Here is a 14,475-nt window from a genome sequence, read left to right as displayed (position 1 = left end):
CGCCCGGCCTCACGTCAGCCGGCGGGCTTTCCACTCGTCGGAAGCCGCCGAGGCCAGCAGCGTTTCCACCGCCAGCTGGGCCACGGCCAGCGTCGCCCGCGACGAGGGACGGTTGAGCGGCGTGGCAAGATAAACCGTGCGCCGGAAGCCGGGCTCCACCACGCGGAAGGTGTGCAGCGTGGCATCGCCGGCCGAGCTGGCCATGGCGCCGGGATGGCGGGCCGCCAGCGAGCAGATGGTGGCGCCGTGGCCGCGCCGGATGAGGGTGAAGATCTGCGAGGAGGCGTCCACCTCCATCGTCACGTTCAGCGGCACGGAATGCCGACGCGCGGTCGCCTCCACCAGCAGGCGCAGGCCATGTTCCGGCCCCGGCATGACGAGGCGCAGATGCCGGACGTCGCGCATGCGGATCTCGCCCCTGTCCGTCAGATAGGGCGCGACCGACGGCAGATCATAGGTGCCGACATAGAGGTCTTCCTCGGCGATCGCCTGCAAGGAGACGCTGCGATCGTTGGCCGCGCCGCCGCCGAACACGATGGCCGCGTCCAGCGTGCCCTCGCGCAGCCAGTTGGAGATGTAGCCCGACATGCTCTCGACCACCCGCAGGCGGACCTGCGGCAGGCGTTCGAGGCAGGATTCGATCAGCCGCACGGTGAGCAGGCCGACCAGCGATCCGGGCACGCCGAAGCGCACCGTGCCGATGGGCGGCTTGTCGCGGCTCAGCATGCTGGCCTTGGCATCCTCGGCCTGCTTGAGGATGGCATAGGCGTGGGTCTGGAACTCGCGGCCCTGCTCGGTAAGGATCAGCCCGCGCGCCCAGCGCTCGAACAGCACGGTGGCGAGTTCGTCCTCAAGGTCCTTCAGCCGCGCGCTCAGCGACGGCGAGCTCATGTGCAGCACCTTGCCGGCCGCCGCAAGCGAGCCGGTTTCGGCGATGGTCACGAAGACCCGGAGATCGCGAAGGTCCATGGCACCGTCAGGCTTGCAGGGCGACCTCCGCCCTGTTCGCCCTCATGTGCGCCACCGCGTCGCGGCGGGCAAGGATGGCGCGTGCGCGGTCGGCGACCGGCAGGTCGAGCATGGCGCCGCGATAGGTCACCGCGCCGAGCCCCTTGGCGAGCGCTGCGTCGAATGCCTCCAGCGCGCCCGTGGCCCATTCCACTTCCGCCGCCGAGGGGGCGAACACCTCGTTCATGATCGGCACCTGGCTGGGGTGGATGCAGAAGCCGCCGGTGAAGCCCATCTCCCGCGCCTGGGTGATGGTGCGCCGGAATTTTTCGGTGTCGGCATAGTCCGCCACCGTGCCGACGAAGCCGATGGGGTGGATGCCGGCCGCGCGCGCGGCGACCACCGCCTGCGCGTTGTGGATGTAGAGCGTGTCATAGGTGGGCGCGGCGCCGAGCGACAGAGCGAGGTCCTCGGCGCCGACGATCAGCCCGGCGACGCGGGGATGGGCGGCAGCGATGGCGGCCATGTTGATGAGCCCTTCCGCCGTCTCGATCATCACCACCAAACGCGTATGGCCCACAGCCAGTCCCCGCTCGCGCTCCAGCTCGTCGAGGATCTCGGCGAGGGCGCGCACATGCGAGGCATCCGGCACCTTGGGCAGGGTCAGGCAGCACACATCCGGCCCGACCGAGGCCTCGATATCGGCCAGCGCCTGCCGCCACGGCCGGTTGATGCGCACGACGACGTCCAGCCCCTGGGCGGCGAGGCGGGCGGCGGCGGCCGGCACGGCACGGCGGGCCTCCTCCTTCTGGCTCGGGGGAATCGCGTCTTCGAGGTCGAGCTGGATGGCGTCGGCGCCGCGCTCGGCAGCGCGGGCGAGGAAGCGCTCATTCAGCACCGGAATGAACAGCATGGAGCGCCAGGCGGGGGCGGGGGTGTTCATGAGGAGACCTCGACAGCCTTGGGGCGCGCACCGAAACCTAGCTCGCGCCGGATTTCGTCCGTGTGCTCGCCAATATCGGGTGCCGGGCGGCGGAAGGCGCCCGGCGTGGCGGAAAAGCGGGGGATGATGTTGTGCATCGGCACCGAGCCGAGATCGCGGTCCTCGACCTCGACGATGGCCTCGCGGCCCAGCACATAGGGGTGCTCCAGCAGGTCGGCGACCGAGCAGACCGGCCCCACCGTGACGCCGGCGGCCTCGAACAGAGCAAGGTTGTCCGCCTGCGTGCGCGTGACGATGAAGGCGGCGATGATGGCGTCGAGCGCGTCGCGATTGGCAACGCGGGCGGCGTTGTCGACGAAGCGCGGGTCGGTCTTCAGCTCCGGCCGGCCGATGGTCTCGAAGATGCGCTCGGCCATGGACTGCATCGAGCCGGACATGGCGACATAGGCGCCGTCGGCGCATTCATAGACGTTGCGCGGCGCGGTGTGGGAGGACTGGTTGCCGGCGCGCGGCGTCGGCGCCCCGGTCAGCCGGATCTGCGCCGCCTCGGCGCCGATCATGGCGTGGATCGGCTCGAACAGCGACAGGTCGATCACCTGCCCCTTGCCGCCGCCCTGCTCGACCGAGCGCAGCGCGGCGAGGATGGCGGCGGAGCCGTAGAGACCGGCGATCATGTCGGCCAGCGCCAGCGGCGGCAAAGTGGGCGGCTTGTCGGCATGGCCGTTCATGAAGGCCCAGCCCGACATCGCTTCCACCAGCGTGCCGAAGCCCGGCCGCAGGCGCCACGGCCCGGTCTGCCCCCAGCCGGAAACGCGCAGGATGACGAGGCCCGGATTGCGCGCATGCAGCGCCTCGGGGCCCATGCCCCAGCGCTCCAGCGTGCCGGGCACGAAATTCTCCACCAGCACCTGCGCGCTGTCGATCAGGCGCAGCAGCACCTCGCGGCTTTCGGGCTCGTGGATGTCCAGAGCCATGCTGCGCTTGTTGCGGGCATAGACCTTCCAGAACACCTCGACGCCGTCGACGCGCCAGTTGCGCAAATCGTCGCCCTTGCCGGGCCGCTCGATCTTGATGACGTCCGCGCCATAGTCGGCGAGGACGTGGGTGGTCATGTTGCCGGCGACCAGCCGCGACATGTCGACGATGCGCACGCCGTGGAGCGGGCCGCGCTGGTCGGGGGTGAAGTGATGCGTCTCGCCCATCGCCCGCTCCCTCATTCCATCACGATGAGCGGCTTGATCTCTTCAAGCCGGTGCATGCGGTCGAGCGCGATGTTCACGTCGTCCAGCGTGTAGCGGCCGGTGATCATCTTGCCGAAGGGGATGTGGTCGATATGCGCCGAGGCGAATTGCAGGGCCTTCCAGTAGGACTTCACGTCGCCCGAGAAGGAGCCGAGCACCCGGATGTTCTTCTTGACGATGGTGGAAGGGCTGAAAGTGGTGGTGCCGGTGCCGAGCTGGCCGACGGTGAGGTAGCGCCCGCCCTTGCGGACGATGTCCAGCCCCTGGCCGAAAGCGTCGGGAAAGCCGGTAAACTCCATCACGATGTCCGGCCCGCGCCCGTCGGTGATCTCGCGCAGCCCCGCCACCCGCTCCTCATGGGTGGTGCCCTCGATGGTGAAGGTGTGGGTGGCGCCGAAGTCCCTTGCGAGGGCGAGGCGGGCTTCCGGCGCGCCGATGACGCTGACGCTGCGCGCCCCCATCACCCGGGCGACGGCCGCCGCCAATATGCCGAGCGGTCCGGCGCCCTGGATCGCGACATGCTCGGACGGGTCGATGGGGCCGAGATTGTCGAAGGCGTTCATCACCGAGCGGAAGGCGCAGCTGCACAGGCTGGCGACGCCGTCGTCGAGATTGTCCGGCACCTTCACCCGGCCCGACTGCGGCAGGACATAGCCATATTCGGAGAAGCCGCCGAGCAGATAGGGCGGCTTCTCGATGTTCTCGTACATATAGGCGCGGCGATTCTCGCACAGGGTCGGCTGGCGGGCGACGGTGCAGAAGAAGCAGGTGCCGCAGGCGGTGTGGGTCCACAGGATGCGGTCGCCGATCGCGAGCTTCTGCCCGACGCTGTCGCGCTCGGCGCCGTCGCCGATGGCGACCACGCGCCCCACCATCTCATGGCCGAGGATGATCGGCAGGTTGACGGCGAGCGAGAGATTGCCGCGCGAGAGATGCACATCGGTGCCGCAGATCGAGCAGGCGGTGGTGCGCACGATCAGCGCGCCCGGTTCCGGAGCCGGAGGGACGGGAACGCATTCGATCTTCACCGGCTCGCCGAAGCGGCGGACCACTGCGGCGCGGGAGAATCCGGGCAGCGTGGCGATGTCGCGGGTGTCACCAGACAGGGGCATGAGTCACACAAGGCTAGAGGTAGCGGAACCACAGCGTGGCGAACGGGACGAAGGTGATGATCGCCTGGCCCAGCAGGGCCGCGCCGAAGAACCACCCGAGATAGGGCATCATGTCGGCCAGCCGGGCATTGGCGGCGCGGGCGGCGACATAGAGGTTGGCGGCCATCGGCGGGGTGAGCAGGCCTATTTCCAGATTGGTGGCGAGTACGATGCCGAAATGTACGGGATCGATGCCGAAGCGCTCCGCCGCCGGGGCCAGCAGGGGGCCCATGAGCAGGATGGAGGCGTTGGTCTCCATGAAGGTGCCGACCAGCAGCAGCACCACATTGACCATCAGCAGGAAGGCGATCGGGCTCTCGATATAGGTCGCGACCCAAATGGCGATGTCCTGCGGCACCTGGTTCAGCACCATGGCGCGGTTGAAGATGCCGGTCATGGCGATGATGACGAGGATGCCCGAGCCGGTGATCGCCGCCGCGCGGAAGGAGCGGGTGAAGCCCTCGCGGCTGATCAGGCGGCGCCCCACCGACACGCCGATGGCGTAGAGGCAGCCGACGGCCGCCGCCTCGGTCGGGGTCATGATGCCCCCATAGATGCCGCCGAGGATGACCACCGGCAGCAGCAGCGCCGAGGTCGCGTCGAACACGACGCGCGCCGTCGATTTGCGGGGATGGAGCACGCCGTCGCCCTCGGGACGGCCCTCGACGCCGTTGCGCAGAACCTTGCGGGACAGCCGGTTGTGCACCACGAGGAACAGCGCGCCCATCAGCACCGCCGGAACCATGGTGGCGATGAAGAGCTGGGAGATCGACACGCCCACCGTCGCGCCGTAGAGGATGAGCGGGATGGAAGGCGGCACCAGCACGCCGAGCAGCCCGGCGGAGGCGGTAAGCGAGGCGACATAGCCCTTGGGATAGCCGCGCTTGATCATCTCCGGCGAGACGATGCCGCCCACCGCCGCGACGGTGGCGACCGAGGAGCCGGTAATGGCGCCCATCATCGCCGAGGCCGCGACCGTGATGTAGCCGAAGGCGGCGCGAACACGGCGGAAGACGAGATCGGCCAGGGCGATCAGCTCGGCCGCCATGCCGCTGCGGTTCATCAGCTCGCCGGTCAGCATGAACAGCGGGATCGCCACCAGCGGGTAGCTCGATATCTCCTCATAGGGAATGTTGCTGAGCCCGGCGATGGACAGCCCATAGGCGCCCATCTGCAGGAAGATGACGAGCCCGAAGGTGACGGCGAGCGGGGCGCCGAGCACCAGGAACAGGGCCATGAGGCCGAAGGTCAGTGCCACGGGTTGAACCCTCCCGGCTCGCGTCCCACCAGCGCGCGCCAGACGTCGAGCACGGCGTGGAAGGTCATCAGGGCGGCGCCGGCGAGCATGAAGCCGGCGGGAATGGCGATGGGGGTGCCTAGATCGATCAGCGTTTCGCCGGAGGTCCGGGCATAATCGAACAGGTCCCAGGCCAGGGCGATGAAGAACAGGCCGAACACCAGGCACAGAACGGCGGCGACCGCGTCGAGGCACCGGTGCAGGGGCCCGGGCGGCAGCATCTCTACGATGTCGGCGGTCAGGTGCTTGTGCAGATGGCTGCACAGCGCCGCGCCGATGAAGGTGAGCGGCGACATCGCCACCATCGCCCACTCGCCGGTGTCGTCGATCGGCAGGTCGAAGGTGCGGATCACCACCGACGCCGCCACCGCCAGGATGGCGACCACCATCGCCGTAATGACGACGGCGTTCTCCATCCGGGCGAGCCCCACCTCGACGCGCATCAGCGCGTCGAGGATCGGGTGGCGCGGCAGCGGGGCGTCGGCGGACGCCGGCTCGGGGCCGCGCATGGCGGCCGTCCCGTCGCGGGCCATGGCCTCACTCGCCCCTGGCCGCGGCGATTTCCTTCTTCAGCTCGGCGATGCGCTCCGCGCCGTAGATCGGCGTCAGCTTCTCCCAGCCGATCTGCCCGACCTTGGCGAATTCCGCCATCGCTTCCGGCGTCGGGGTGATGACGGTGACGCCGCCGGCCTTGATCTTGTCGAGGAAGGCGCTGGTGGCGGCGCGGTTGCGGGCGATGCCCTCGCGCGCGGCTTCCTGCGCGGCCTGCGCCACGATCTTGCGCTGGGCCTCGTCCAGCCCGTCCCAGAAGCGCTTGCTCACCGTGATCGCGCCCATGGCGTACACATGGTTGGTCAGCGTCATGTACTTCTGGGCTTCGAACAGCCGGGAATTATAGGTGATGCTGGCGCCGTTATCCTGGCCGTCCACGGTGCCCTGCTGGAGCGCCACGAACAGGTTCGGCATCGGCATGGTCACGGTCTGGGCGCCCGCCGCCTCGAAGAAGGAGCGGATGGAGGCCGAGCCCGGCACGCGCAGCTTCATGCCCTTGAGGTCTGCAGCATTGTTCACCGGGCGGCTGGAGTTGGTCACCGCGCGGAAATCCAGCTCGAAATAGGCGAGCGCGACCATGTTGTGCTTGGCCAGCGCGCCGTTGAGCGTGCGCTGCAGGATGCCTTCCGGGTTGTAGAAGATCTTGTCGACCTGCGCGTAGTCGGTGGCGATGTAGGGCAGGTAATGGATGTCGAGCAGCGGATCGAGGCCGGTCAGCGAGCCGATGTTCAGGAAGGCGAACTCGACCGCGCCACGGCTGAGATCGCGCCCGAGCGCCTCGTCGCCGCCGAGCTGGCTGTTGGGGAAGACGGTGATGTCGATCTTGCCGTCGGTGCGCTCCTTGACCAGCCGGGCGAAGGTCTGGCTCGCCTCGTCCGCCGCATTGCCCTGGGCGAAGACGTGGCCGAGGCGGGCCTTGTCGGCGGACGCGGCCTGCGGCAATGCCGCGAGCGTCACGGCTGCCAAGGCAGCCACGATGAGGTTCTTCATGGTTTTCTCCCTAGAGATGAATTTGTTTTTGTTGTTGTCGGTGCCGACTTTGCGTCAGCTTGAGTGGTCTATGACCACCGGCGTCTCGTCAGCGTGCATGGCCCCGCGACGCGGGTCGTCAGCTTGAGTGGTCGATGACCACCGTCTTGGCGACGGTGTATTCCTTCAGCGCCTCGAAGCCCTTCTCGCGGCCGTGCCCGCTCTTGCGGAAGCCGCCGAAGGGCAGCTCCACGCCGCCGCCGGCGCCATAGCCGTTGATGTAGATCTGGCCGGCGCGGATGCCCTTGGCCATGCGCATCTGGCGCCCGCCATCGCGGGTCCACACGCCGGCGATCAGCCCGTAATCGGTGCCGTTGGCGATGCGCAGCACGTCGTCCTCGTCGTCGAAGGGCAGCGCGGCGAGTACCGGGCCGAACACTTCCTCGCGCGCCAGCTCATGTTCGCGCGGCACCAGCCCGAACAGGGTCGGGGGCACGAAATAGCCGCCCTTCGACGCCTCGGGATGGATCTTGCCCTGCGCCACTACCTCGACCTTGTCGGTCGCGGCGCGGTCGAGGAAGGCCATGACGCGATCGCGCTGCACCTGGTTGATGACCGGGCCGCATTCGAAATCCTGCTCGGGAAAGCCCACGCGGACGGCGGCCATGCGCTGCGCCAGCTTCTGCATGAAGGGCTCGTAGATCGAGCGCTCGATCAGCACCCGCGAGCCGGCCGAGCAGGTCTGGCCGGCATTCTGCACGATGGCGCCGATGATGACCTCGCAGGCCTTTTCCTGGTCGGCATCGGCGAAGACGATCTGCGGGGACTTGCCGCCTAGCTCCAGCACGCAGGGCACATGGTTCTTCGCGGCCGCCATCTGCACCAGCGTGCCGACTTCCGGCGAGCCGGTGAAGGACAGGAAGTCGATGCCCGGATGGCTCGACAGCGCCGCCCCGGCCTCCTCGCCGAGACCGGTGACCACATTGATGACGCCGGCGGGAAAGCCTACCTCCTCGGCCAGCTCGGTGAAGCGCAGGCAGGAGAGCGAGGCTTCTTCCGCCGGCTTGAGGATCGAGGTGTTGCCCGCCGCCAGCGCCGCGCCGAGGGTGCGGCCGAACATCGAGGCGGGGTAGTTCCACGGAATGATGTGGCCGGTGACCCCGCGCGGCTCGCGCAGCACCATGACCTGATAACCCGGCAGGAAGGGGATGGTGTCGCCGTGGATCTTGTCGGCGGCGCCGCCATAATATTCGAAATAGCGGGCGGTCACGCGGATGTCGTTGCGCGCCAGCTTCATCGGCTTGCCGGTGTCGGCGGCCTCGAGCTGGGCGAGTTCCTCCAGGCGATCCAGAATCAGCAGGCCGAGCTTGCTGAGCAGCCGCCCGCGCTCCATCGCCGCCATCGAACTCCACACCGTCTCGAAGGCGTGGCGGGCGGCCGTCACGGCGCGATCAATGTCGGCGGCGCCGCCGGCGGCGATCCGGCCGATGGTTTCGCCCGTGCTCGGGTTGACGACCGGCAGGAATTTTCCCGACGCGGACTCCACCCACCGACCATCGATGAAGAGCTGGTCCCGACCCATGCGTAGTCTCCCAAATCTTGTTTTTTAGGTTGGCGCGATGCTTCACCCTCGCCGCACGTTAGACAACGGCGAAAACTCGTAAGGCGCGTTAGGCTGTGCCTAACGCAGGCTCGGAGGGCTGACCCACGCGAAAAAAACCCGCCCTCCGGAACGGAAGGCGGGTTCTGAGGCGGCATAGCTTGAGCGGCAAGGACTGAGCGGCACAGCTTGAGCGGCAAGGACTGAGCGGCACAGCTTGAGCGACAAGGCTCGAACAGCAAGGCTCAAGCGCGAGGATCGCCGTCGCCGTACCCCGGGCGCCATGCGGGCGTCCGGGGTCGGCCAAAGTCACGCGGCGCGGGTGGTCGCGGCGGGCATGGTCTCGGAGTGGCGGATCTCGGTGCCCAGCACCTTCAGGCATTCGCGCATGAAGGCGGCGAGCGCCGTCCAGCCCTTGGCCGAGACCATGTTGCCGTCGACCAGCGCCTCGGTGGGCGAGAGGTCGACATAGATGCCGCCGGCGAGGCGCACTTCCGGCTCGCAGGCGCCGAGGGCGCCCACGCGCTTGCCGGTCAGCACCCCGTCCACCGCCATGAGGATCTGCGCGCCGTGGCAGATGGTGAAGATCGGCTTGCCGGTCTCGTGGAAGTGCCGGACCATCGCCTGGATGCGCTTGTCGGTGCGGATATATTCCGGCCCGCGCCCGCCGGCGCAGTACACCGCGTCATATTCGTCGAGCTTCACCTCGGAGAAGGTCTTGTTGATGTCGGCGAGGTGGCCGTAGCGCTCGATATAGGTCTGGTGGCCCTCGAAATCGTGCAGCGAGGTCTGGATCTTCTCGCCGGCCTTCTTGTCGGGGCAGACGACGTGAACGGTGTGGCCGACGGCTTCCATTCCCTGCTGGAACACGAAGATCTCGTATTCCTCGGTGAATTCGCCCGTCAGCATCAGGATTTTCTTGCCCGGCATGGTGAGTATCTCCGCTGGTGATGGGTGGCCGGACGCGCGGGTGCGGGCCCGGCCGAAGGTGTGGCGATCAGAACGGCGAGTCGGGGAAGTAATATTCCTCGGCATTGTCCTTGGTGATCAGCGGCGCATCGAGCTTGAGCGAGCCGCGCACCGGCGCGTGGCCGGCGAAATGCGCCGCCGTGAGATAGATCGCGGTCTTGATCATGGACGGCGGGTAGGGGGTCTCGACCGGCGTGACGGCGTCGCCGGCCTTCACCTTCTCGATGATTTCCTTCATGCCGTTGCCGCCGAGCGCGAACTTGATCTCCTTGCGGCCGGACTGCTTGATCGCTTCCAGAACGCCGAGCAGCATGTCGTCGTCATTCGCCCACACCGCGTCGATCTGCGGGTATTTTGCGAGGTAGTCCTGCATCAGCTTGAAGGCTTCGTCGCTGTTCCAGTTGGCGTACTGGATGTCGAGGATCTTGAGGTCGGAGCCCTTGATCCCGTCCTGGAAGCCCTTGATGCGCTCGTCGTCGATCACCGTCGGGATGCCGCGCAGCACCACGAGGTTACCCTTGCCGCCGAGCTTCTCGACGAGGAACTTGGCGGTGTTGAAGCCGACCGCGATGTTGTCGCCGGCGACATAGAGGTCCTGGATGCTGGGGTCGTTCAGCCCGCGATCCACCACGGTGATGAACGTGCCCTTCTCCTTGATCGTCTTGACCGGCGTCGTCAGTTCCTCGGAACTGTGCGGCAGGATCACCAGCGCGTCCATCTTGCGGGTCGCCGACATGTCCTCGATGGCGCTGACCTGGGCGCTGGCCGAGGGCGAGGTCTTCACGATCACCTCGATATTGGGGAAGGCCTTGTTGATCTCCTTGGCGGCGGCATTGGCGTGATAGACCACGCCGGCGGTCCAGCCATGGTCGGCGGCGGGAATGGAGACGGCGATCGTCTTCTTGTCGGCCGCCGAGGCGCTGCCGGCGGCGAGAAGCGATGCCGTCACGCCAGCGGCAATCAGAGCATTCCTGAACATGTATTCCTCCACTAGGTGCGGCAGTCTTGATTGAGGCACGGCGTGTCGCGACTGCCTCGCGCGCGCCGGTTCTTCTTCCGGCTACCTCTTCGACATCCTCTGGATCAGCATGGCGATGATGATGATGACGCCCTGCACCGCAGCGACGAGGTATTCGGAGACGAAGTCGGAAAGGACCATGAGGTTGGCGATGAATTCGAGGATCACCGCGCCCGCCACCGTGCCCCAGACCCGGCCGCGCCCGCCGCGCAGGGCGGTGCCGCCGATCACCACGGCGGTGATCACCTGCAGCTCCCACAGCAGCCCGGTGGTCGGCGTCGCCGCGCCCAGCCGGGGCACGTAGCAGATGGCGGCGATGGCGACGCAGGCGCCCTGGATGACGTAGGCAAGGGTGCGCACGCGGGTGACCGAGATGCCGGAATAGCGCGCGACATCCTCATTGGCGCCCACCGCCACGCAGCGCCGTCCGAAGCGCGTGCGGTAGAGGACATAGGCGGCGACCAGCGCCACCGCGAGCGAGACCAGGATCGGGATCGGCACGCCCAGCACGTCGCCGAAATAGACCGGGCGATAGGCGTCGCGCAGGCTGCGGTCGATCGCCACCGTGCCGCCATCGGTCATGTAGGTGATCAGCGCGCGGAAGATGCCCATGGTGCCGAGCGTGGCGATGAAGGGCTCGATGCGCCCGAGCGTGACGATGGTGCCGTTCAGCAACCCGCAGGCGATGCCGGTGACCAGCGCCACCGCCATGCCGAGCGGGATCGCGGCCGTGCCGACGCTCGGCGCCACCCAGTTCATGAACAGGATCATCACGCCGGTGATGAAGGCCGCCATCGAGCCCACCGACAGGTCGAGCCCGCCCGATGAGATGACGAAGGTCGCGCCGATCGCGATGATGGCGATGAAGGCGCTGCGGGTGACGACATTGGCGATGTTGTTGGCCGACAGGAAATCCGGATTGATCAGGAAGCCGATCGCCACCAGGGCGATGAGCGCCAGGAAGGGGCCGGCATCGCCCCAGCCGATGGACCAGCCCTGCGAAGCGCGCGGCGGCGCGGCGGCGACGTCAGCCATGTGCGGTTTCCTCCAAGGTTTTTTCACTCGCCACGCTGCTGGTGGCGTAAAGTGCGACATTGCTCTCCGACATGGCGTCGCCGGTGAGCTCTCCATTGATCCGGCCCGCGCGCATCACCAGGATGCGGTCGCACAGCCCGATCAGTTCCTGCATTTCCGAGGAGATGACGATGCAGGACCGCCCCTCCCGGACCAGCGACTGGATGAAGGCGTAGATCTGGCTCTTATTGGCGATGTCGATGCCGCGCGTCGGCTCGTCGATGACGATCACCGAGGGGTCGTTCAGCATCACCTTGGCGAGCAGCAGCTTCTGCTGGTTGCCGCCGGAGAGCTGGCCAGCCTTGGCATCGGCGCTGCGCAGGCGGATGTCGTAGCTGCGCACCGCCTGGTCGAGCGTGCGGGCTTCCCCGGCAAGGTCGAGCCCGGCGAAGGGATGCACCCGGTCCAGCGCCGCCAGGGTGAGGTTGGGCGCCAGGCGCTCGCCGAGCAGCAGCCCCTTGCCCTTGCGGTCCTCGGTGAGATAGCCGAGCCCCGCCGTGGCCGCCTGTGCCGGCGAGCCGAAATGCACCGGGCGGCCGTGCAGCCGCACCGCGCCGAAGCTCGCCGCCCGCAGGCCGATCAGCCCCTCGAACAATTCGGTGCGCCCGGCGCCGATCATGCCGGCAAGGCCGAGTATCTCGCCCTTGCGCAAGGTGAGGGACACGTCCCGCACGAAGCCGGGCACATGGGCGTGCTCGATCTCCAGCGCCGGTTCGGACAGCTGCCGCTCCAGGCGCGGCGGGTAGAGGCTGGCGAACTCCCGGCCGACCATCAGGCTGGCCATGCGGTGCGGGTTTAGTCCCTCGGCGTCATAGGTGCCGACCATGCGCCCGTCGCGCAGCACGGTGACCCGGTCGGCCAGCCGCTCCACCTCGTCGAGCCGGTGGCTGATATAGAGAATGGCAACGCCGCGCTGCTTCAGCTCGAGGATGATGTCGAGCAGCGGGTCGACTTCCTCGTGCGTCAGCACGGCGGTCGGTTCGTCGAAGATCACCACGCGGTGGCTGCCGAGCAGCGCCTTGGCGATCTGCACCAATTGCCGGTTGGCAATGGACAGGTCGCTTACCCGGGCGCGCGGCGAAACGTTGCAGCCGATGGCGGCAAGCTGGGCTGCCGCCTGCTCGCGCATGGCGCGCTCGTCGATCCGGCCGAAGCGGGCGATCTCGCGGCCGATGAAGATGTTCTCGGTGACGGTCAGCGCTTCGGCGAGCAGGATTTCCTGGTGCACCAGCGCGATGCCGGCCGCCTGCGCGTCGGCCGGCCTGTCGAAGACGACGCGTTGGCCATCCATCAGCAAGCCGCCCTCGCTCGGCTTCAGATAGCCGGAGAGCAGGCGCATCAGCGTCGATTTTCCCGCCCCATTCTCGCCGATGATGGCGTGGATCTCGCCCGCGCGGATGTCGAGCGAGGCGTCGGACAGCACGGTGACGCCGCCGAATTCCTTGGCGAGGCGCTCGGCGCGCAGCACTGGCGCCACGGCGCCGCCGGTGCGGGAGGCGAGGGCGGCGGTCATGCGTAGAACGCCGGAAGCAGGCGCGCATAGGAGCGCTCGAGATGCACCCGCATCGCCACCCGCGCCGCCTCCACGTCGCGGGCAGCGAACGCCGTCAGCATGGCCTCGTGCTCGTCCAGTGCCTCCTCGGTCACGAGGGCGTGGAACATCAGGCGGAAGATGTGAAAATGGGTGTGCTGGTGGGTCAGGGTCTCGCGAACCAGACCGTTGCCCCCGACCTGCAGGATCATGTCGTGGAAGATGGCGTCCTGCCGGGCGAATTGCGGATAGCGCGCGCGCTCATCCGCCCCGCCGCCGCGCAGATTGACGCCGGCGGCGCCGGTCAGCGCCTTGAGCGCCTCGTCGGTCATTGATGCCGCGGCGCGACCTGCCATCTCCGGCTCCAGCAGCAGGCGCAGATCGTAGAGTTCCTCGAAGCGGGCGCGGGTGATCTGCGGCGCGGCGCTGTAGCCCACCAGATGCGTCTTGACCACGAGGCCCTCGCCCTCAAGCCGACCCAGCGCCTCGCGGATCGGGGTCTGCGACACCGCCAGCTCGCGCACCAGATTATCGACGGTGATGCGGGCGCCGGGCGGAATCTTGAGGGCCATCAGCCGCGCGAAGATCGCGTCATAGACTTCCTCGGCAAGACTGGCGGCGCGATGCACCGCCGGCGCCAACTCGCCATCCTCAGGCAGGTAACGGGAAGTAGCGTGAGGTCTCGTACTGCGCATTTCGTTGCCCCTTGACAGCGATCAACAGCTAGCACGATCCTCTGCACCACTCAATACGATATCCTATACGATTTTATATAGTCGAAAGCGTCATACGTAATACATTATACCAGAAACGAGGGAGGATCATCTTGAGCCAGTTTGCAACGGTTCGGGTGCCGCAGGACACTTTCCTCGGCGGAAGCGAGCGATGTGCGACGGCGCGAGGCACGTGCGGGGGCGGGCGCCGGGTCAGGATCATCCGCGCCCGGTCGGGCCGGCGGAAATGACCGGGCTTCTCGCCGCCGGTCGCGACGGGCTCGACAGTGCCGGCCGCGAGACCTTGCCCGAAGGCGAGACCTTGCCGGAAGGCGGGGCGCTGCCGTAAGGCCCACCGTCCGAGCCTTGCGTCCCAGCCTTGCGTCCGGGCCTTGCGCCCGAGCCTTGCGTCCTTTGCCTCCCGCCGAAACAGACCGGCGCACCCGATCTCGCGGCTCTGCCCGAAAGT

The 14,475-nt window shown here is 67.7% G+C and carries 13 protein-coding genes; all 13 read right to left on the bottom strand.

The features are described 5' to 3' along the window. Window positions 1–9: 9 nt before the first annotated feature. The 13 genes from ACQY76_RS21860 to ACQY76_RS21800 all read right to left on the bottom strand — a co-directional run bounded on the left by ACQY76_RS21860 (window position 10) and on the right by ACQY76_RS21800 (window position 13,988). The gene (locus ACQY76_RS21860; RefSeq protein ID WP_428030784.1) at window positions 10–969 is read right to left on the bottom strand and encodes a LysR family transcriptional regulator; all 960 of its coding nucleotides are present in this window, start codon (window positions 967–969) and stop codon (window positions 10–12) included. 7 nt (window positions 970–976) lie between these two features. Further along, window positions 977–1,891 (bottom strand): HpcH/HpaI aldolase/citrate lyase family protein, encoded by a 915-nt coding sequence (locus tag ACQY76_RS21855; RefSeq protein WP_428030783.1) that lies wholly within the window; start codon window positions 1,889–1,891, stop codon window positions 977–979. Further along, window positions 1,888–3,093 carry a CaiB/BaiF CoA transferase family protein gene (locus tag ACQY76_RS21850; RefSeq protein WP_428030782.1) on the bottom strand — a complete coding sequence of 402 codons (1,206 nt, stop codon included), beginning with the start codon at window positions 3,091–3,093 and terminating at the stop codon, window positions 1,888–1,890. Before ACQY76_RS21850 ends, ACQY76_RS21855 begins: the two co-directional genes overlap by 4 nt. Before the next feature lie 11 nt (window positions 3,094–3,104). Then, window positions 3,105–4,244: a zinc-binding dehydrogenase gene (locus ACQY76_RS21845; protein ID WP_428030781.1), complete on the bottom strand. Its 1,140-nt coding sequence runs from the start codon at window positions 4,242–4,244 to the stop codon at window positions 3,105–3,107. A 13-nt stretch (window positions 4,245–4,257) separates the two neighbouring features. Next, window positions 4,258–5,541 carry a TRAP transporter large permease gene (locus ACQY76_RS21840; RefSeq protein ID WP_428030780.1) on the bottom strand — a complete coding sequence of 428 codons (1,284 nt, stop codon included), beginning with the start codon at window positions 5,539–5,541 and terminating at the stop codon, window positions 4,258–4,260. After that, complete coding sequence (locus ACQY76_RS21835) at window positions 5,532–6,113, bottom strand: TRAP transporter small permease (RefSeq protein WP_428030779.1); 582 nt, start codon at window positions 6,111–6,113, stop codon at window positions 5,532–5,534. The genes ACQY76_RS21840 and ACQY76_RS21835 overlap by 10 nt, the downstream gene beginning before the upstream one ends. A gap of 4 nt (window positions 6,114–6,117) precedes the next feature. After that, entirely contained in the window at window positions 6,118–7,122 is a 1,005-nt protein-coding gene (locus tag ACQY76_RS21830; RefSeq protein ID WP_428030778.1) for a TRAP transporter substrate-binding protein, read from the bottom strand. A 118-nt stretch (window positions 7,123–7,240) separates the two neighbouring features. Continuing rightward, complete coding sequence (locus ACQY76_RS21825; protein ID WP_428030777.1) at window positions 7,241–8,683, bottom strand: aldehyde dehydrogenase family protein; 1,443 nt, start codon at window positions 8,681–8,683, stop codon at window positions 7,241–7,243. A 327-nt stretch (window positions 8,684–9,010) separates the two neighbouring features. Next, window positions 9,011–9,631 (bottom strand): DJ-1/PfpI family protein, encoded by a 621-nt coding sequence (locus ACQY76_RS21820; RefSeq protein WP_428030776.1) that lies wholly within the window; start codon window positions 9,629–9,631, stop codon window positions 9,011–9,013. Window positions 9,632–9,698: 67 nt separating this feature from the next. Next, window positions 9,699–10,649, bottom strand: coding sequence for a substrate-binding domain-containing protein (locus ACQY76_RS21815; RefSeq protein ID WP_428030775.1), 951 nt, complete (start codon window positions 10,647–10,649; stop codon window positions 9,699–9,701). 81 nt (window positions 10,650–10,730) lie between these two features. Continuing rightward, on the bottom strand, window positions 10,731–11,723 hold the full coding sequence (locus ACQY76_RS21810) for an ABC transporter permease (RefSeq protein WP_428030774.1): 993 nt from the start codon (window positions 11,721–11,723) through the stop codon (window positions 10,731–10,733). Next, window positions 11,716–13,275, bottom strand: a complete 1,560-nt coding sequence (locus ACQY76_RS21805) for a sugar ABC transporter ATP-binding protein (protein WP_428030773.1) — start codon at window positions 13,273–13,275, stop codon at window positions 11,716–11,718. The genes ACQY76_RS21810 and ACQY76_RS21805 overlap by 8 nt, the downstream gene beginning before the upstream one ends. After that, window positions 13,272–13,988 carry a GntR family transcriptional regulator gene (locus ACQY76_RS21800; RefSeq protein WP_428030772.1) on the bottom strand — a complete coding sequence of 239 codons (717 nt, stop codon included), beginning with the start codon at window positions 13,986–13,988 and terminating at the stop codon, window positions 13,272–13,274. The genes ACQY76_RS21805 and ACQY76_RS21800 overlap by 4 nt, the downstream gene beginning before the upstream one ends. Window positions 13,989–14,475: the final 487 nt, after the last annotated feature.

Origin of the sequence: Ancylobacter sp. (assembly GCF_965279025.1) — a bacterium.
In the GTDB taxonomy this organism is placed as follows: Bacteria; Pseudomonadota; Alphaproteobacteria; order Rhizobiales; family Xanthobacteraceae; genus Ancylobacter.
Note: the sequence above shows the minus strand (reverse complement) of the source record. Positions and strands in the feature narration are given on the sequence as shown.